Origin of the sequence: Nonomuraea candida (assembly GCF_000725485.1) — a bacterium.
Taxonomy (GTDB): domain Bacteria; phylum Actinomycetota; class Actinomycetes; order Streptosporangiales; family Streptosporangiaceae; genus Nonomuraea; species Nonomuraea candida.
Genome location: NZ_JOAG01000027.1, coordinates 257135 through 274662 on the forward strand (window position 1 = coordinate 257135; position 17528 = coordinate 274662).

The following is a 17528-nucleotide window of genomic DNA, read 5'->3' on the forward strand; positions in this document are numbered from 1 at the left end:
ACCCGCGGAGGAGGCCGCCACCGTGGCGGCGGCCGTCGCGGGCACCGCCACCACCATGGAGGTGGCAGCCGCCAACCCGCTGCGCGACCCGCGCGACAAGCGGCTGCCCCGGGTGGCGGGACCGTGCGTGATGGTGTTGTTCGGCGTGACGGGTGACCTGGCCAAGCGCAAGCTGTTGCCGGCGATCTACGACCTGGGCAACCGGGGGCTGCTGCCGCCCGGTTTCTCGCTGGTCGGCTTCGCCCGGCGCGATTGGAAGGACCAGGATTTCGCCCAGTTGACGCACGACGCCGTCAAGGCGCATGCCAGGACGCCCTTCCGTGAGGAGGTCTGGAAGCAGATCCGCGAGGGCATCCACTTCGTGCCGGGCGAGTTCTCGGACGACGGGGCGTTCGACGCGCTGGCGATGGCGCTGGCCGAGATCGACGAGACGCGGGGCACGGGCGGCAACTACGCTTTCTACCTGTCGGTGCCGCCGAAGTTCTTCCCCGTGGTGGTGGAGCAGCTCAAGCGCACCGGGCTGGCCGACGCGCCCGACGGCTCGTGGCGGCGCGTGGTGATCGAGAAGCCGTTCGGGCACGACCTGAAGTCCGCCCACGAGCTGAACGAGATCACCACCTCGGCCTTCCCGGAGAGCTCGATCTTCCGGATCGACCACTACCTGGGCAAGGAGACCGTCCAGAACATCATGGCGCTGAGGTTCGCCAACAACCTCTACGAGCCGATCTGGAACCGCGGCTTCGTCGACCACGTGCAGATCACCATGGCCGAGGACATCGGCATCGGGGGGCGCGCGGGCTACTACGACGGCATCGGCGCGGCCCGCGACGTGATCCAGAACCACCTGCTCCAGCTCCTCGCGCTGGTCGCGATGGAGGACCCGACCTCCTTCGACGCCTCCGCGCTGCGGCGGGAGAAGGAGAAGGTGCTCAAGGCCGTGCAGCTCCCCGCCGACCTGCGCCTGGGCACGGCGCGCGGCCAGTACGCCGCCGGCTGGCAGGGCGGCGAGAAGGTCGTCGGCTACCTCCAGGAGGAGGGCATCTCGCCCGAGTCCATCACCGAGACCTACGCCGCGATCAAGCTGGAGATCGCCAACCGGCGCTGGGCCGGGGTGCCGTTCTACCTGCGCACCGGCAAGCGCCTGGGCCGCCGCGTCACCGAGGTGGCCGTGGTCTTCCAGCGGGCGCCGCACCTGCCCTTCAGCAAGGACGACACCGAGATCCTGGGCCACAACGCCCTGGTGGTGCGGGTGCAACCCGACGAGGGCATCACGGTGCGGTTCGGCTCGAAGGTGCCGGGCACGGCGATGGAGGTGCGCGACGTCTCCATGGACTTCGCCTATGGCGAGTCGTTCCTGGAGTCGTCGCCGGAGGCGTACGAGCGGCTGCTGCTCGACGTGATGATCGGCGACCCGCCGCTCTTCCCGCACCAGCGGGAGGTGGAGCTGTCGTGGAAGATCCTCGACCCGATCGAGGAGTTCTGGGCCACCCAGGGCCAGCCCGAGCCGTACGAGTCCGGCTCGTGGGGGCCCGAGTCGGCCGACGCGATGATGGCCCGCGACGGCCGGGTGTGGAGGAGGCTCTAGTGAGAGGGCTTTCGGGAAGAGTGCTTGTGAGGAGAGGGCCCGGCGTGACGATGCCGAGAGCGGCGAAGGAGGCCTCGTGACCACCTTCATGCTGACGGACACGACGGCCGGGAAGATCGCCGCGCAGTTCACCCACCTGCGTCACCAGATGGGCGCGCCCGCCATCGGCATGGTGCTCACGCTCGTCGTGGTCAGCGAGGAGCGCCACCAGTACGACGCGCTGCGCGCGGCCAGCGAGGCGGCCCGCGAGCACCCGTCGCGCATCATCGTGGTGATCAAGCGGGAGCCCGACGAGCCCATCAGGCTCGACGCGGAGCTGCGCATCGGCGAGTCCACGCCGGGCGAGGTGGTGGTGCTGCGCCTCTACGGCGAGCTCACCGAGCACGCCGACTCCGTGGTCAGCCCGCTGCTGCTGCCCGACACGCCGGTGGTGGCGTGGTGGCCGGGCGTCGCCCCCGACGTGCCGTCCAAGGACGCCATCGGGGCGCTGGCGCAGCGGCGCATCACCGACGCCAAGGGCTTCAACGACGGCGGCGTCGCCTCGCTGGTGACCCGGGCCAAGGGCTACGCCCGCGGCGACACCGACCTGGCCTGGGCCCGGCTGACGCCGTGGCGCAGCCTGCTGGCCGCCGCGTTCGACCAGCCGGTGGGCAAGGTGCGCAAGGGGGTTGTCGAGGCCGAGGCCGGGCATCCGAGCGCGCCGCTGCTGGCCGCCTGGCTGTCGGAGCGGCTCGGCGCCCCGATCCGGGTCGTCGACTCCCCGGGCCCGGGGCTGACCTCCGTGCGGCTGCAGGTGCCCGACGGCGAGCTGGCGGTGGTCCGGTCCGACGCCCGGCTGGCCACGCTCTCCCGGCCGGGCCAGCCCGACCGGAACGTGGCCCTGGCCAGGCGGCACACCTCGGAGCTGATGGCCGAGGAGATGCGCAGGCTCGACAGCGACGAGATCTATGAGGCCGCGGTCAAGCGGTTCGCGAGGACGTACAAGGGATGACGGCAGTTCAAGGGATGGCGACAGTGAGCGTTCCCGGCATCGTCGTGCACCGCGACGCCGACGTCCTGGCCAAGGCCGTGGCGGCGCGGATCATCACCCGGCTGGTCGACGCGCAGTCGGCCAAGGGATCGGCGTCGATCGTGCTGACGGGCGGCACCGTCGGCATCGCCACGCTGGCGGCCATCGCCGCCACGCCCGCCAGGGACGCGATCGACTGGCGGCGCCTGGACGTCTGGTGGGGCGACGAGCGCTTCCTGCCCGCCGGCGACAAGGAGCGCAACGAGACCGGCGCCCGCCAGGCGCTGCTCGACCACGTGGACGTGGACCCCGCGCGGGTGCACGTCATGCGCGGCCCCGACGCGGGCATGTCGGCCGAGGAGTCGGCCGACGCGTACGCCGCCGAGCTGCGCCGGGCCGCCCGGCCGGAGGACCACGGGCCGGTGCCGAGCTTCGACGTGATGCTGCTCGGCATGGGCCCCGACTCCCACGTGGCCTCCCTGTTCCCGGGGATGCCCGCCCTCTACGACACCCGCCCGGTGGTGGCGGTGCACGGCTCGCCGAAGCCGCCGCCGACGCGCATCTCGCTGACGCTGCCGGCCATCCAGGCCGCGCGCGAGGTGTGGGTGGTGGCGGCCGGCGAGGAGAAGTCGGGCGCGGTCCGGCTGGCGCTGTCGGACTCGGGCCCGGTGCAGGTCCCCGCCGCGGGGGCCCGCGGCCGCGGCCGCACGCTCTTCCTGCTGGACCGGGCGGCGGCGAGCAAGATCCCGCCGGGGCTGGGCCGCATCGCCTCACCGTGACCGAGGGGGCCCGGCGCCGGCGCCGGGCCCCGCCTCGCCCGCCCCAGCTCCCGGTGGCCGGGTGGTCTGCGACCCGCCGCCGGCCCTGCTCAACCGGCCCTGCTCAACCGGCCCTGCTCCGGCCCTGCTCAACCGGCGCCGACGAGCGCGTCGATCTCCGCCAGCAGCGCCTGCTTGCGCTCCGGCGCCAGGTACGACGCCCGCACCCCGTTGCGCGCGAAGTCGGCCAGCTCCCGCTCGCCGAACCCGAACACCCGGGCCGCCACGCGGTACTCCTCGGCCAGCGTCGTGGCGAACATGGGTGGATCGTCGCTGTTGAGCGTGACGTACAGGCCCTCCTCCAGCAGCCGGGGCAGCGGGTGGTCCTCGATGCGGCCGACCTGGCCGGTGCACACGTTGGAGGTCGGGCACACGTCCAGCGGCAGCCGGGTCTCGCGCAGGTGGGCGACCAGGCGCGGGTCGGACAGGCAATTGATGCCGTGGCCGATGCGCTCGGCGCCGTAGCCCTCGATGACCTCCCAGATCGTCTCGGGGCCGGTCATCTCGCCGCCGTGCGGGACGCTGTGCAGGCCCGCCGCCCTGGCGGCGGAGAACACCGCGCGGTAGGCGTCGCGGTATTTCACCCGCTCCTGCTCGATCCCGCCGATGCCGAAACCTACCAGCGCGGCGGGAGGTTCCCGCAGGGCGTGCTCCAGCGTCACCTTGGCGGCCTCCTCGCCCAGCTCGCCGGGGATGTCGAAGATGTAGGCCAGCTCGACGCCGTGCTCGGCCAGTGACCGGCCGGCGGCGAGGTCGAGGGCCTCGGTGACCTCGCGCATGGGCATGCCGACCAGGTGGTGGGCGTACGGGGTGACCTGCAGCTCGACGTAGCGGGCGCCCTGGGGGGCGAGGTCGCGGGCCAGGCCGAGCACGAGGGTGGCCACGTCCTCCGGCTCGCGCACCAGGGAGTTGACGGCCCGGTACACCCGCGCGAAGTGCGGGAAGTCGGTGAAGGTGTAGAAGCGGCGCAGCTCCTCCTCGGTGGTGGGCACGCCGCTGCCGGGGTGGCGGCGTGCGAGCTCCAGCACGGTGGGGACCGAGGCCGAGCCCACGAGGTGGACGTGCAGCTCGACCTTCGGGAGCGCGTCGATGAAGGCGTCGATCGTCGTCATGGCGACGACCATATGAGCGCTATTTCCCGAAAAAACAGACCTTGGCGCGAAATCTCACAGGAGATTGTCAGGTTCGAGGGCTGGGCTAGGCTGGGCCGCGTGACCAACGCCGAAGCGTACGATCGCGGCTTCGCCCACCTCAGCTCCCACACCGTCGGCCCCCTCCTGGCCCGCGTCCGCGACGGGAGCGCCCCGCGCCTGCTCGACGTGGGCTGCGGCACCGGCGTGGTGACGGCCGCGGCGCTGGCGCTGGGGGCCGAGGTCACCGCCGTCGACGCCGATCCGGCGATGGTGGAGCTGGTGGCACGCCGCCATCCGTACGCGACGATCCGGCGCGCCGCGCTTCCCGAGCTGCCGTTCGAGGACGAGCGGTTCGACGCGATAGCGGGAAATTTCGTCATCAACCACGTCCCCGACGCCCCGGCGGCGCTCCGCGAGCTGCACCGCGTGCTGCGCCCGGCCGGGACCCTCGCCCTGACCTGGTGGAAGGGCGACGAGATGACCGCCACGGGCGTCTTCACCGAGGCCATCGCCGCCGCCGGCGTCTCCTACGACTTCCCGCCCCGCCCCTTCACCGCCCACGACACCCCCGAGCGCTTCACCGCGCTGCTGGAGCGGGCCGGCTTCGCGGAGGCGGCGGTCGAGGCGATCCGGTGGCGTCACCGGGCCGACCTGGCGTCGTGGTGGACCGACGTCGTGGAGGCGGGCGGGCCCCGGTTCGGGGCGATCGCCCGTCAGCCGCCGGAGACGGTGGCGCGCATCAGGGCCGCGTATCTGCGGCTCGCGGAGCCGTACGCGCGGGAGGGGTTCCCCGTCTGCGCCTACCTGGCCCGCGCGTCCCGGCCCCCGGCCGCCGCGTAGCCGGCTGGGGCGCGGGTGAGGGGTGCTCATCCGGGGAGGCGGTCGAGGGTGCGGGTGAGGGCCGCGCGCCCCGCGCGCACGGCGGCGGCCAGGTCGGTGCCGGCCGGGCCCTGCCAGATCAGGCGGGCGACGGTGGCGCCGCGCCGGACGACCAGCGCGACGTGCGCGACCGAGTCCCGATACGTCGCATCGGCGGGCGCCTTCGCCCGCCGCACGGCCAGGCTCTCCGTCTCCCCCGTCCAGCCGCCCCGCGAGAAGGGCTCCTTCCGGTACGGGAGCCGCACCACGTCCGAGTCCCCGCCCTCCTCCCGGTCACCGCACGGACGGACGAGCTCGCGGCCCGTGATCTCGTCCCTGAGCCCGGCCGGCGGGGTGGTCAGCAGCCGGCGCGCCCGCTCCGCCCGCTCCTCGTCGGGCATGACCACCACCTGCTCGTGCACGGTCACCGGGCCGACGAGGCTCCGGCTGACCACGGGCACCGCGGCGGGCAGGGGCGCGAGGAACAAGGAGGGGCTGCACGTGAGGTCGAGCCGGTCGCCGCGGCCCGTCCACGGTTCGACGCCGGCCCCGTACGCCGACGGCGGCGGCAGCGCCGCGGCGAGCACCGTTGTCCGAGCTCTGCGGCGCGGTCTCCAGGAAGCGCGTCCCGTGCCAGCCCGCCCGGTGGAAGGCGGAGGCGACGCCGCTGCCGGCGTACTTCGCGGCGCACCGCCGCGCCGCCCGCCCCGCGGCCTGCGCCCGCGCCCGCGCCTCCTCCGGCGCGAGGACCCAGAGCCGCAGCTCCAGCGCGGCCGGCAGCTCGGCCGCCCGCAGCTGCGCGCTGTAGGAGGGCACGCCCAGCGGCGGGCGCAGGCCGTCGTTCTCGTCGCAGGAGGACATGAGGTTCGCGTCCGGCGGCGACGCGACGAGCCGCCCGCCGACCAGGCGCGTGCCGTCCACGTGCCGGCTCAGGCGTGCGGCGACGTCCTCGACGGTCGCCGCCGCCGCCCACGGCGCCTCGTACGGCGGCGCGGGCCGCACCTGGCAGCCGAAGGCGACCAGCAGCAGCACCGTGCCCAGCAGCAGACCGGCCCCGCGGCCTCTCCCATGATCCACATCAGGTTCGACGCGGCCGGCCCGGTCCCGGTTCGGCCCGTCTCGCGCCTCAAGACGCCGTCAGGCACTCCAGGCGCAGCCGGGCGCGGCACGTGGGACTCCTCGCGCCGTCTCAAGACGCCGTCAGGCGCTCCAGGCGCAGCCGGGCGTGGCGTTCCTCCCGGCTGGTCACCTCCAGCCGCTGCCGGGCGTCGTCGAGCTTCCCGCGCGCCTTGGCCAGCTTCTTCTCCAGCCGCGCGACCTTCTCCGCCCGCTCGTCGTGCTCCTTCCGCGCCGCCTCCAGAGCCTCGGCCCACTCCTGGTGCGCCGTCCGCGCCTCCTCCCGCTCCCTGGCCCGCCTGGCCTCGGCCTCCTCGCGGGCCCGGGCGAGCTGCTCCGCCTGCGCGGCCTCGTCCTCGGGGCTCTGCCTCCTGCGCGGCGCGGGCCGCTCGCGCGGGATGGGGGCGGGGGCGAAGCCGCTGTAGTGCAGCGGCTTGACCAGGCGCCCGCCGCGCACCTCGGCGGCGGCCTCGGCGTCCACGACGGCGGCGTCCAGGGTCTGGTCCACCTCGGTCCCGGCGGCGGGCGACAGCTCGGCCGCCTGCCTGGCCAGCCTGCCGACCTTCCCGCTCACCTCGCCCCTGAGCCGGGTCAGCTCGGCCAGCTCGCCGGCGTCCTGCTCCTGCCAGGCCGCGCGCAGCCGCTCCCCCACGTCGAGCAGCTCCGCCAGCTCGCCGGGATGCTCCCGGGACAGCCGGTTCACCGCCCAGGCCGAGAGCGTGGGCCTGCGCAGCTTCGCGATCTCGCGCGAGAGCCGTACGTCGCCCGCGTCCTTGGCCGCGCGGGCCTCCTCGGTGCGCGCGGCCGTGAACTCGGACGGCGGCAGCCCGTAAAGCCGATCCGCCACCTCGTCAAGATCCACACAGGACAAATACCCCACATCCGCGATTCTGTAGCGCATAGTGGAGGCAGCCCCAGCCGAACGGAGGCCCCCGGTGTTCGAACGCTTCACCGACCGTGCGCGCAGGGTCGTCGTCCTCGCCCAGGAGGAGGCGCGGACGATGAGCCACAACTACATCGGCACGGAGCACATCCTGCTCGGCCTCATCCACGAGGGTGAGGGACTGGCGTCCCTGGTGCTCGACAGCTGCGGCGTCCGGCTCGACCACGTACGCGGGTTCGTCGAGCGCGAGGTGGGCCACGGCGCGAAGTCGCCCGGCGGGCACATCCCGTTCACGCCCCGGGCCAAGAAGGTCCTGGAGCTGTCGCTGCGCGAGGCGCTGCAGCTCCGGCACAACTACATCGGCACCGAGCACATCCTGCTCGGGCTGATCAGGGAGGGCGAGGGCCTGGCCGCGCAGGCGCTCGCGGACGCGGGGGCCGACCTGGCGGACGTGCGCCAGCGCGTGCTGGACCGCGTGGGCCGCGGCTCCAAGGACCGCCCCTCCGAGATGTTCTTCGCCGGCGGCTCGGTGCTGGGCGAGCGGCTCTCGCAGATCGAGCAGAGCCTCGAACGCATCGAGCGGCACCTGGGCATCAAGCGGGCGGACCCGCCCGCCGATCACCAGGGCGACGACGAGGAGGCCACGGGCTGACCCATCGCCCCGGGCCGGCCCCTCGTCCTGAGCCGGCCCCGTCCTGAGCCGGCCGCTCCCGGGCCCGGCCCCCCATTCTGAGCCGGCCGCTCCCCGGGCCCGGCCCCCCGTCCTGAGCCGGTCCACCGCCCCCGCGGCCTGCCGGCTCAGCGGGCCCGGGCCGGCACCATCGAGGTGACCGGCAGCCTGGCCTCGATCACCCCGGGGTCCTCGGTGTAGGCGAGCGTGGCGCCCAGGCCGATCAGCAGGCTGCGCATCCGGGCGTTGTCGGCCAGCATGGTGGCCCTGACCTCGGCGTAGCCCAGGTCGCGGGCCGTGCGTACGAGCATCCTGGCCAGCTCCGTGCCCAGCCCGCGCCCCTGCCAGCGATCCTCGACCAGGAAGGCCATCTCGGCGATGCCGGGGTCGGGCGTGAACATGAGGCTGGCCATGCCCACGACCTGCCCGTCGTGCCCGGCGACCAGCGAGTGGCCGCGGCTCCTGTCGCAGAGCCGGTCGAACATGCGCGGCGGCAGCGCGGGCATCGAGGTGAAGTAGCGGAACCTGCGCGACTCCGGCGAGCACCGGTCGTGCAGGTCGCGCACCGCCTCGCGGTAGATCGAGGTGAGCGGGCGCACGGTGACCTCGGCCCCGTCGGCGAGCTTGATCGCGCGCTCGCCCGAGCCGCCCTGCTCGGCGGCGGCGGGCTGGGCGAGCCGGGCGAAGGAGGCAGCCCTGGCCGCCTCGGTCAGCGTGAACGGCAGCTCGGCGCGGCGCAGCCGGACCGCCCGCCTGGGCGCGACCGGCACGACCAGCAGGGTCGGGTCGGGAAGATCGCTCACCGCCTCACCATAGACCCACCGGGCGTCGTCCGCGCGCAGCAACTCCGCCAGCAGTTCGGGCAGCCGCCACGGCATCGAGCGCAGCCGGGAGGCCAGCAGCAGCGCCCTGGTGGGCTCGTCGGTCAGCTCGTGGGCGGTCGCGGGCACCACCTGGACGCGGCGGCCGCCCGCCGCTTCCAGCGCCTCGCGCACCGTCTCCGGGGCTGCGGGGATGTCGGCGACGAACTCGTCGACGGTGCCGTCGGCGTCGGTCTGGACGCTCAGGCCGAGGATGTTGCCGCCCCTGGCCGCCAGGGCCGAGGCCAGTGAGGCCAGGCGGCCGGGCCGTTCGTCCACCGTGGTGCGGATGCGCAAGAATCCCATGCACCCGAGCATGCCGGGTGGCTGTTACGGGGCCGCTAACGACGTGTTTCATTGCGTATTTCGTCGCAAGATGCGCCAGCTTCTCCCGATATAGCAGGATATGTCGCCATGAGCGTGCGTGTTCCCTTGTCGTCCGGGTTCGTCAATGGCGACGTCTCCTTCTGGTACCGGTCCTCCGGACTGCCCGCCCCGGGCGCCCGGCTCGACGGCGACCTCCAGGCCGATGTGGCGATCATCGGCGCCGGCTACACGGGCCTGTGGACCGCGTACTACCTCAAGCGCGCCCGTCCCTCGCTGAACGTGGTGGTGCTGGAGCAGGAGTTCGCCGGGTTCGGCGCGTCGGGCCGCAACGGCGGCTGGCTGACCGGCGACCTGGCCGGCTCGCACGAGCGCTACGGGCAGGGCGCGCGGCGGCTGCAGCGGGTGATGTACGACACCATCGACGAGGTCATCGCCGTCTGCGAGGCGGAGTCCATCGACTGCGACCTGGTCAAGGGCGGCGTGCTGAACGTGGCCCGCACCCCCGCCCAGGCCGTCCGGCTGCGCGAGAGCGTGGTCTCGGCCCGCTCCTGGGGCATCGAGGAGCCCGATCTCCGCCTGGTGGACCCCGCGGACCACGTACGCGTCTCCGGGGCCCTGGCGGCCTCCTGGAGCCCTCACTGCGCGCGCATCCAGCCCGCCAAGCTGGCCCGGGGCCTGGCCAGGACCGTACGCGAGCTGGGCGTGCCCATCTACGAGCGCACCCCGGTCACCGGCATCGCCCCGCACCGGGCGCACACCCCGTACGGCACGGTCACGGCCGGGCACGTGATCCGCGCGACGGAGGGCTTCACGGCCCGCCTGCCCCGCCTGCGCCGCCAGTGGCTGCCCATGAACAGCTCGATGATCGTCACCGAGCCCCTCCCGCCGTCCTTCTGGGACGAGGTCGGCTGGCAGGGCGCCGAACTGCTCGGCGACCTGGCCCACTACTACATGTACGCCCAGCGCACCGCCGACGACCGCATCGCCTTCGGCGGGCGCGGCCGGCCGTACCTGTACGGCTCGCGCGTGGACGCCCGCGGCCACACGCACGAGTGGACGGTCGAGGCCCTGTGGCGGCTGCTGACCGACTTCTTCCCCGCCGCCCGCTCCTCCTCGATCGCCCACGCCTGGTCCGGCGTGCTCGGGGTGCCGCGCGACTGGTGCTCGACCGTGCACGTGGACCCCGCCACGGGCCTGGGCTGGGCGGGCGGCTACACCGGCCACGGCGTCACGACCACGAACCTGGCCGGCCGCACGCTGCGCGACCTGATCCTGGGCGAGGAGACGGAGCTGACCTCGCTGCCCTGGGTGGGCCGCCAGGTGCGCCCGTGGGAGCCGGAGCCGCTGCGGTGGCTGGGCGTGCACGCGATGTACCGCCTGTACCGGGTGGCCGACCACCGCGAGCGCACGATGCCGCGCACCTCGGCCCTGGCCCGCTTCGCCGATCTGATCACCGGGCACTGAGGCGGCGGGCCGGCGGTCCCGATCGGGGGGCCGGCCTGATCGCCGGGCACTGACAAGATGGGGCGAGCGTAGAAAGGAACATCCCCCATGAACATCCTCTTCCGAGGCGGCCGCGTCTTCACCCCCGAGGGCGTCCTGGCCGAGGCCGTGCTGGTGCGCGACGGCGTGATCGCCGCCGTGGGCGCGGAGGGGGACCTGGCGGGGCCGGCCCACGAGACGGTGGATCTCGACGGGGGTCTGCTGACGCCGGGTTTCACGGACGCGCACCTGCACCCGGTCCAGGCGGGCCTGGAGCGCGCGAAGTGCGACCTGTCCGAGGTCTTCGGCGTGGCGGCGTACCTGGAGAAGATCGCCGATTACGCCGCCCGCAATCCCGGCAAGGAGTGGATCGACGGCGGCGGCTGGGACATGTCGGCCTTCCCCGGCGGCCTCCCCCACCGCGACCTGCTCGACTTCCTCGACCGTCCCGCCTACCTGATCCAGCGCGACCACCACGCCGCCTGGGTCAACACCAGGGCGCTCGAACGCGCCGGCATCACCGCCGCCACGCCCGACCCGGCCGACGGGCGCATCGAGCGCGACGCCGACGGCACTCCCACGGGCGTGCTGCACGAGGGCGCGATGGACCTCGTCGGCCTGCTCACCCCCCGCCCGACCGCCCAGGACCTCCAGGACGCGCTGGCGGACGCGCAGCGGCACCTGTTCTCGCTGGGGATCACGGGGTGGCAGGACGCGATCGTGGGCTCCTACGCGGGCTCCGACGACCAGTTGCCCACCTACGTGGCGGCGGCCCGCTCGGGGTGGCTGCGGGCGCGCGTGGTGGGCGCCCTGTGGTGGGACCGCACGCGCGGCCTGGACCAGCTCGGCGACCTGCTGGAGCGCCGGGCCTCGGCGGAGGGGCTCGACCGGTTCCGCGCCACCTCGGTCAAGATCATGCAGGACGGCATCACGGAGAACTTCACGGCCGCGACGCTGGAGCCGTACTGCCTGTGCGGGGGCACGGGGCTGTCGTACGTCGACCCCGCCAAGCTCAAGGAATACGTCGCCGAGCTGGACCGGCACGGCTTCCAGGTGCACTTCCACGCCATCGGCGAGCGGGCCGTGCGCGAGGTGCTGGACAGCCTGGAGGGCACCGACCCGGCCAACCGGCACCACATCGCGCACCTGCAGATCATCGAGCCGTCCGACGTGCCGCGCTTCGCCGCCCTGGGCGTCACGGCCAACCTGCAGCCGCTGTGGGCCACGCACCACGCCCAGATGGACGAGCTGACGCTGCCCTACCTGGGGGAGCCGCGCTCGTCGTGGCAGTATCCGTTCGCCGACCTGCTGGCCCACGGCACCCGCTGCTGCGCGGGCAGCGACTGGCCGGTCTCCAGCGCCGACCCGCTGCAGGGCATGCACGTGGCGGTCAACCGCACCGAGCCGGGCAGCTCGGTGCACGCGGGCTATCCGACCGCGCAGACGCCGTTCCTGCCCGGCCAGCGCATCGACCTGGCCGCCGTCATGACCGCGTACACGGCCGGCTCGGCCTGGATCAACCGCTCCCCCGCCGGCGTCATCGAGCGGGGCCGCCCGGCCGACCTGGTGGTGCTGGACCGCGACCCGTTCGAGCTGCCGCCGGGCGAGATCTGGACGACGCGGGTGCGGATGACGTTCGTGGACGGCGAGCCGGTCTACGAGCGGCCCTGACGGCCGCGGGCGAAGCGCCCCGGAGCCGCTGACGGGCCACCCCGCGCGGGAAGCGCGGGGTGGCCCGTGGCGGGCGGACGCGAAAGGGGCCCCGGGAAGAACCCGGGGCCCCTTTCGCGTCGCCTGAACCACCAGCCCGAACTACCAGGGGGACTTGTTGTTGCGCAGGCGCTCCAGTGCCTCCTCCAGGATCGCCTTGCCGTCCTTGTCGCTCCTGCGCTCCTTCACGTAAGCCAGGTGCGTCTTGTACGGCTCGTTCTTCGGCGGGGCAGGCGGCGCCGACTCGTCCTGTCCGGCAGGAAGGCCGCAACGCGGGCAGTCCCACAGCTCGGGGACCGCTGCGTCGCTGGCGAAGCTGGGGCGCGTCTCGTGCATGTTGGCGCACCAGAACGAGACCCGCACTCTCGGAGCCGCCTCGCCACGCTCGGCCTCCCCCATAGGGCCGGCGCCGACTCGGCTGCCACGGATCGCGTTGCCACTACCCACGGATGAACTCCTCGCTCGATCGCCCCGCGTACAGACACGGGGGGAGAATCACTGTCACGCGTTGACTTGTTGCTCAGGGCCTCATGAGGAGGCCGAGAGCGATGATGCAGACGAACCAGACCACGCCCGTGATGACGGTCAGGCGGTCGAGGTTGCGCTCCACCACCGAGGAACCACCGAAGTTCGACGAGAAGCCGCCGCCGAACATGTCAGACAGGCCACCACCCTTGCCCTTGTGGAGCAGGACGAGCAGGATCATGAGAAGGCTCGCCAGGATGAGGGCGATGGAGATTCCGATTTCCACGGTATGCCTGTTCCTTCAATGCTCTGTTACGCGTGACGATTCAAACTTGCCTCTTGAGGGTACGGCCTGATGTCAAGTCGCACCCCCAGAACGGCTCAGTTAGGCGGGCATATCGGAGAATCGACAGATCTTCGCGAACTCACCCGCGTCGATGCTGGCGCCTCCGACGAGGGCGCCGTCGACATCCGGCTGCGCCATGATCCCCTTGATGTTGCCTGACTTGACCGAGCCACCGTAAAGGATACGGATCCCCGAGGCCACTTCGGTGTCGTAGAGCTCCGCGAGTCTGTCTCGCAACGCTCCACAGGCCTCCTGGGCGTCCTCGGGGGTGGCCACCTCGCCGGTGCCGATCGCCCACACCGGTTCGTAGGCCACCACCATCGATTTTGCCTGCTCGGCGGTGATTTTGCGCAGCGCGCCGTCGAGTTGGGCACAACAATGCGCGATGTGTGCCCCCTCTTGGCGCACCGACAGCGCCTCGCCGACGCACAGGATGGGCGCCAGGGAGTGCCGGAAGGCGGCCTGCGTCTTGGCGTTGACCACCTCGTCGTCCTCGCCGTGGTACTGGCGGCGCTCGGAGTGCCCGATCGTCACGTAGGTGCACCCCAGCTTGGCCAGCATGGCGCCCGACACCTCGCCGGTGTAGGCCCCGCCGTCGTGGGCGGACAGGTCCTGGGCGCCGTAGACGATCCTGAGCTTGTCGCCGTCGACCAGGGTCTGGACGCTGCGCAGGTCGGTGAACGGCGGCAGGACCGCGACCTCGACCTTGTCGAAGTCTTTGTCGTTGAGCGCGAAGGCCAGCTTCTGGACCAGCGCGATGGCCTCGAAGTGGTTGAGGTTCATCTTCCAGTTGCCGGCGATGAGCGGCTTGCGCTGACTCAACTAGTCCTCCAGAGCCGCGAGTCCGGGGAGGGTCTTGCCCTCAAGGTATTCGAGGCTGGCCCCGCCACCGGTGGAGATGTGCGAGAAACCGTCCTCGGGCAGCCCGAGCCTGCGCACGGCCGCGGCGGAGTCGCCGCCGCCGACCACGGTGAAGGCGTCGGAGCCGATCAGAGCCTCGGCCACCGCCCTGGTGCCGCCGGAGAACGCGTCGAACTCGAACACGCCCATCGGGCCGTTCCAGAAGACGGTCTTGGCGTCGGCCAGCTTGGCGGCGAACAGCTCGCGGGTCTTCGGGCCGATGTCGAGCCCCTCCCGGTCGGCCGGGATGGCGGTGGCCTCGACCACGTCGTGCTCGGCGTCGGCGGCGAAGCCCGTCGCGGCCAGCACGTCGACGGGCAGCACGAGCTCCACCCCGCGCCGCCCGGCCTCCTCCAGGAAGCCGCGCACCTGGTCGAGCTGGTCCTCCTGGAGCAGCGACCTGCCGACCTCGTGGCCCTGGGCCTTGAGGAAGGTGTAGGCCATGCCGCCGCCGATCAGCAGCCGGTCGACCTTGGTCAGCAGGTTGGCGATGACGCCGAGCTTGTCGGAGACCTTGGCGCCGCCCAGCACGACCACGTAGGGCCGCTCGGTGTCCTCGGTGAGCTTGCGCAGCACCCCGACCTCGGCCTCGACCAGCCCGCCCGCGGCGTGCGGCAGCAGCCTGGGCACGTCGTAGACGCTGGCGTGCTTGCGGTGCACGGCGCCGAAGCCGTCGCCGACGTACAGCTCGGCCAGCCCGGCCAGCTTCGCCGCGAACTCGCCGCGCACGGCGTCGTCCTTGGACTCCTCGCCCGGCTCGTAGCGCAGGTTCTCCAGCAGGGCCACCTGGCCGTCCTGGAGAGCCTCGACCGTGCTCCTGGCGCTGTCGCCGACCACGTCGGTGGCGAAGGCCACGTCGCGGCCGAGCAGCTCGCCCAGGCGCGCCGCGACGGGCCCGAGCGAGTATTTCGGGTCGACCTGGCCCTTGGGCCTGCCCAGATGGGCGCAGACGACGACCTTGGCGCCCCGGTCCACCAGGGTCCTGATCGTCGGCACCGACGCCCGGATGCGGCCGTCGTCGGTGATCGTCTCCCCGTCGAGGGGGACGTTGAGGTCGGCGCGCACGAGCACGCGCCGCCCCTTCACGTCGAGATCGTCGAGCGTGCGCATGCTCATGCTCCTGTTCCGGCGGGGCGCGCCGGCCGCGCGCCCCGATGTGTCACCCGGTGTACGAGACGCGGCATCAGAGGCCGCGGCCCACCAGCTCGATCAGGTCGGCCAGGCGGTTGGAGTAGCCCCACTCGTTGTCGTACCAGCCGACGACCTTGACCTGGTTGCCGATGACCTTGGTGAGGCCGGCGTCGAAGATGCAGGAGGCCGGGTCGGTGACGATGTCGGAGGAGACGATCGGGTCCTCGGTGTAGCTGATGATGCCCTTGAGCGGGCCCTCGGCGGCGGCCTTGACCGCGGCGTTGACCTCCTCGACCGAGACGTCGCGGCTGACGTCGACCGTGAGGTCGGTGGCCGAGCCGGTGGGGATCGGCACGCGCATGGCGAAGCCGTCGAGCTTGCCCTTGAGCTCGGGCAGGACCAGGCCGATGGCCTTGGCGGCGCCGGTCGAGGTGGGCACCACGTTGAGCGCGGCGGCGCGGGCGCGGCGCAGGTCCTTGTGCGGGCCGTCCTGGAGGTTCTGGTCCTGGGTGTAGGCGTGGATGGTGGTCATCAGACCCTTCTCGATGGTGAAGGTGTCGTGGATGACCTTGGCCATCGGGGCCAGGCAGTTGGTGGTGCAGGAGGCGTTGGAGATGATCGTGTGCTTGGCCGGGTCGTAGTCGCCCTCGTTGACGCCCAGCACGATGGTGACGTCCTCGTTCTTCGCCGGGGCGGAGATGATGACCTTCTTGGCGCCGTTGTCGGCGTGCACCTTGGCCTTGGCGGCGTCGGTGAACAGGCCGGTGGACTCCAGCACGACGTCCACGCCGAGGTCGCCCCAGGGCAGCTTGCCCGGGTCGCGCTCCGCGAAGACCTTGATCGCCTTGCCGTCGACGGTGATCTCGTCGCTCGACGACTTCACCTCGTAGGGCAGGCGGCCCAGGATGCTGTCGTACTTCAGCAGGTGCGCGAGCGTCGCGTTGTCGGTCAGGTCGTTGACCGCGACGATCTCGATGTCCTTGCCGCTGGCGGCGACAGCGCGCCAGAAGTTGCGACCGATGCGGCCGAAGCCGTTGACGCCTACGCGGATGCTCACGGGAACGATCTCCTCGAAAGATGGCGGGCTGAAACCTCAACCACGAACCTTATCGGACCCAAATTGGTTTAGACCACTGCAGGTCCCGCCCTGTGAATCACGGTTCTGGCGGCACGTTTTGCGAGGTTCGAGTAAAGTGCCCGACTCGTTGGAGTAAATTCGTGCATTCTCTGGGGGCTGAGATGTCACATAAGCGGTCCGGCCTACTGGCCGGGCTTCTCACAGGGCTGCTCGCCGCGCTCGTCTGCGCGGCCGGCCTGGGGGCGGCCGTCCTGTTCCAGCAGAGCCTGCCGAGCGCCGTCATGTCGTTCGGCGGCGGGCTTCCGCTCTCGCTGGCCCTGTCGCTCCTCATCGCGGTGATGGTCGCCCTGGCGATCGGCGTCGTGCGCCCGCGCAGCCTCGTCCTGCCGCCCCTCGCCGCCCTGTACGCCGGCGGCGCCGTGGCGGCCGGGCAGGTCACCGGCAAGGCGATCATGTCCGGCGCCGGTCTCGACTCGCCCTCCGCCGGGCGTGTCGCGGAGCTGGGGGATGTGAACCTGGCCACGTTCAACGCCGGGCTGCCGGAGGCGCTGTCGTTGTACCGGGCGCCACTGGCCGAGACGTGGGCCGCGTGGCTGTACATCGCCGTGGCGGCCGTGACCGCCCTCGCCCTGGTCACCCTCCGGGTCCTCCGCGTACGCCGGGCACAGCGCGCCGAGGCGGCCGCGGAGCGGGCAGAGGAGGCGCCGGAGCCGGAGTACCGGGCCCCGTTCGAGCCGGCCCAGCAGCCCGCGCCGAAGCCCGCCGCCGACCTCTTCACTCCCCGCACCCCCTCCAAGAACTGACCCCGGCCCGGCGGCCTTCCGAACCGCCCACCCCTCAAGGTCCACGACCTCACCCGGCCACGCAAGGGCCACAACGTCACCCCCGCCTGCCCGCCACGCCCCATTGCGCATGCCCACCGGGCCCCACCTGACCGCGCCCGCTGCGGCCGGCATTTCGCGGCCGCCTCAACGCGGGCACACGGCCGCGCAGGGCACGCCTGTCCAGCACACGCCTGGTCACCCCGCCTGCCCGGCGCACGGCTGCCCGGCCCCACCTGTCCGGCGCACGGCCGCGCGGACGGCTGCCGGTGAGCGGGCAGGGCACAGACGTGGGCCGGACGGGCACCGGCGTCCATCGTCGCCTCACGGGTGCCG

Annotated in this window: 17 protein-coding genes and 1 pseudogene; 9 read left to right on the top strand and 9 right to left on the bottom strand. The window is 72.7% G+C overall.

Features of this window, described 5'->3' with window-relative positions; genetic code table 11:
- Positions 1–55: 55 nt before the first annotated feature.
- The 3 genes from zwf (at position 56) to pgl (ending at position 3373) form a co-directional block, all read left to right on the top strand.
- Positions 56–1585 (top strand): glucose-6-phosphate dehydrogenase, encoded by a 1530-nt coding sequence (zwf, locus tag IO39_RS26060; RefSeq protein WP_043628370.1) that lies wholly within the window; start codon positions 56–58, stop codon positions 1583–1585.
- Positions 1586–1661: 76 nt separating this feature from the next.
- Entirely contained in the window at positions 1662–2576 is a 915-nt protein-coding gene (gene opcA / locus IO39_RS26065; protein WP_043628158.1) for a glucose-6-phosphate dehydrogenase assembly protein OpcA, read from the top strand.
- Between the two features lie 23 nt (positions 2577–2599).
- Entirely contained in the window at positions 2600–3373 is a 774-nt protein-coding gene (pgl, locus tag IO39_RS26070) for a 6-phosphogluconolactonase (RefSeq protein ID WP_043628160.1), read from the top strand.
- Positions 3374–3501: 128 nt separating this feature from the next.
- Here pgl and add read toward each other — a convergent pair whose 3' ends face one another.
- On the bottom strand, positions 3502–4524 hold the full coding sequence (gene add, locus IO39_RS26075; RefSeq protein WP_157548902.1) for an adenosine deaminase: 1023 nt from the start codon (positions 4522–4524) through the stop codon (positions 3502–3504).
- A 99-nt stretch (positions 4525–4623) separates the two neighbouring features.
- On the opposite strand from add, the gene IO39_RS56865 reads away from it, so the two are divergent.
- On the top strand, positions 4624–5385 hold the full coding sequence (locus IO39_RS56865) for a class I SAM-dependent methyltransferase (protein ID WP_052423376.1): 762 nt from the start codon (positions 4624–4626) through the stop codon (positions 5383–5385).
- A 26-nt stretch (positions 5386–5411) separates the two neighbouring features.
- Here IO39_RS56865 and IO39_RS26085 read toward each other — a convergent pair whose 3' ends face one another.
- A complete protein-coding gene (locus IO39_RS26085) occupies positions 5412–5990 on the bottom strand; it encodes a hypothetical protein (RefSeq protein ID WP_043628162.1) in 579 nt (192 codons plus the stop codon).
- Positions 5991–5992: 2 nt separating this feature from the next.
- Between IO39_RS26085 and IO39_RS26090 the strand changes: the two genes are divergently transcribed.
- Positions 5993–6211: a hypothetical protein gene (locus IO39_RS26090; protein WP_043628164.1), complete on the top strand. Its 219-nt coding sequence runs from the start codon at positions 5993–5995 to the stop codon at positions 6209–6211.
- A 381-nt stretch (positions 6212–6592) separates the two neighbouring features.
- Here the strand turns inward: IO39_RS26090 and IO39_RS26100 are convergent, their stop codons facing one another.
- The gene (locus tag IO39_RS26100; protein WP_052423377.1) at positions 6593–7366 is read right to left on the bottom strand and encodes a hypothetical protein; all 774 of its coding nucleotides are present in this window, start codon (positions 7364–7366) and stop codon (positions 6593–6595) included.
- Positions 7367–7454: 88 nt separating this feature from the next.
- Between IO39_RS26100 and IO39_RS26105 the strand changes: the two are divergent.
- Positions 7455–7928: pseudogene (locus IO39_RS26105) on the top strand (Clp protease N-terminal domain-containing protein); the annotation flags it as partial.
- A 272-nt stretch (positions 7929–8200) separates the two neighbouring features.
- On the opposite strand, the gene IO39_RS26110 reads toward IO39_RS26105, so the two are convergent.
- A complete protein-coding gene (locus tag IO39_RS26110; protein WP_043628172.1) occupies positions 8201–9238 on the bottom strand; it encodes a GNAT family N-acetyltransferase in 1038 nt (345 codons plus the stop codon).
- Positions 9239–9346: 108 nt separating this feature from the next.
- Between IO39_RS26110 and IO39_RS26115 the strand changes: the two genes are divergently transcribed.
- Positions 9347–10723 carry an NAD(P)/FAD-dependent oxidoreductase gene (locus IO39_RS26115; RefSeq protein WP_043628174.1) on the top strand — a complete coding sequence of 459 codons (1377 nt, stop codon included), beginning with the start codon at positions 9347–9349 and terminating at the stop codon, positions 10721–10723.
- An 87-nt stretch (positions 10724–10810) separates the two neighbouring features.
- A complete protein-coding gene (locus tag IO39_RS26120; RefSeq protein WP_043628176.1) occupies positions 10811–12412 on the top strand; it encodes an amidohydrolase in 1602 nt (533 codons plus the stop codon).
- A 141-nt stretch (positions 12413–12553) separates the two neighbouring features.
- Here the strand turns inward: IO39_RS26120 and IO39_RS26125 are convergent, their stop codons facing one another.
- The 5 genes from IO39_RS26125 to gap all read right to left on the bottom strand — a co-directional run bounded on the left by IO39_RS26125 (position 12554) and on the right by gap (position 16350).
- On the bottom strand, positions 12554–12898 hold the full coding sequence (locus IO39_RS26125; protein ID WP_080037068.1) for an RNA polymerase-binding protein RbpA: 345 nt from the start codon (positions 12896–12898) through the stop codon (positions 12554–12556).
- 73 nt (positions 12899–12971) lie between these two features.
- Positions 12972–13202 carry a preprotein translocase subunit SecG gene (gene secG / locus IO39_RS26130; protein ID WP_043628180.1) on the bottom strand — a complete coding sequence of 77 codons (231 nt, stop codon included), beginning with the start codon at positions 13200–13202 and terminating at the stop codon, positions 12972–12974.
- Positions 13203–13301: 99 nt separating this feature from the next.
- Positions 13302–14084: a triose-phosphate isomerase gene (gene tpiA, locus IO39_RS26135; RefSeq protein ID WP_043628183.1), complete on the bottom strand. Its 783-nt coding sequence runs from the start codon at positions 14082–14084 to the stop codon at positions 13302–13304.
- A complete protein-coding gene (locus IO39_RS26140; RefSeq protein WP_281200135.1) occupies positions 14085–15272 on the bottom strand; it encodes a phosphoglycerate kinase in 1188 nt (395 codons plus the stop codon).
- A gap of 73 nt (positions 15273–15345) precedes the next feature.
- Complete coding sequence (gene gap, locus IO39_RS26145; RefSeq protein WP_043628187.1) at positions 15346–16350, bottom strand: type I glyceraldehyde-3-phosphate dehydrogenase; 1005 nt, start codon at positions 16348–16350, stop codon at positions 15346–15348.
- 182 nt (positions 16351–16532) lie between these two features.
- On the opposite strand from gap, the gene IO39_RS26150 reads away from it, so the two are divergent.
- Entirely contained in the window at positions 16533–17174 is a 642-nt protein-coding gene (locus tag IO39_RS26150; RefSeq protein ID WP_043628188.1) for a hypothetical protein, read from the top strand.
- Positions 17175–17528 lie beyond the last annotated feature (354 nt).